The following is a 746-nucleotide window of genomic DNA, read 5'->3' as shown; positions in this document are numbered from 1 at the left end:
GGGGATGACCGGGCGGGGGCGGAACGCGTGAAGCGGTCGGTGATTGGTATGGACATGTTCAACTAACGGCAATAACCTGGGCCTTGGTCTAGACCTACGCGGTCCTACGGAACCGCACCCTGCACGGCTCACCGAACCTCCCCCACGTTCACCAGGAGCGGCGGCATGCGCACCAAGACCAAGTTGTCCGCGGCCGTGGTGGGACTGGCGACGACCGGAGCCCTTGTGCTCTCCTCCGGCGGCGCCAGCGGCCACGGCTACACCGATCTCCCCATCAGCAGGCAGAAGCTGTGCCAGAACGGCACGGTCACCAACTGCGGCNNGCCGTTCGCCCAGCTCGACGCCCCGCGCACGCCGTCGGGCGGCGCCTGGCCGGCCACCAAGGTCAACGGCGGGCAGAGCTACACCTTCCGCTGGCAGTTCACGGCGATGCACGCCACGACCGACTTCAAGTACTACATCACCAAGCCGGGCTGGAACCAGAACCACAACCTGTCCCGGTCCGACCTCAACCTGACACCCTTCCTGACGGTCCCCTACGGCGGCCAGCGTCCGCCGCAGACCCTCTCGCACAGCGGCACGATTCCGTCCGGGCTCAGCGGACGGCACGTGATCCTGGCGGTGTGGACGGTCGCGGACACCGGCAACGCGTTCTACGCCTGCTCGGACGTCACGTTCTAGCAGGGAACGGAAAGGGCCCCCTCGCTCTCGCGAGGGGGCCCTCTTCTGTGCGCCGCCAGGGACTC

1 protein-coding gene is annotated in these 746 nt (G+C 67.7%); it reads left to right on the top strand.

The features are described 5' to 3' along the window. Positions 1-165: 165 nt before the first annotated feature. Complete coding sequence (locus CCN42_RS07080; RefSeq protein WP_086733832.1) at positions 166-681, top strand: lytic polysaccharide monooxygenase; 516 nt, start codon at positions 166-168, stop codon at positions 679-681. The last annotated feature ends 65 nt before the right edge of the window (positions 682-746 follow it).

It is taken from the genome of Streptomyces glaucescens, from assembly GCF_002154375.1.
In the GTDB taxonomy this organism is placed as follows: Bacteria; Actinomycetota; Actinomycetes; order Streptomycetales; family Streptomycetaceae; genus Streptomyces; species Streptomyces glaucescens.
This window is presented reverse-complemented; position numbering and strand designations above follow the sequence as displayed.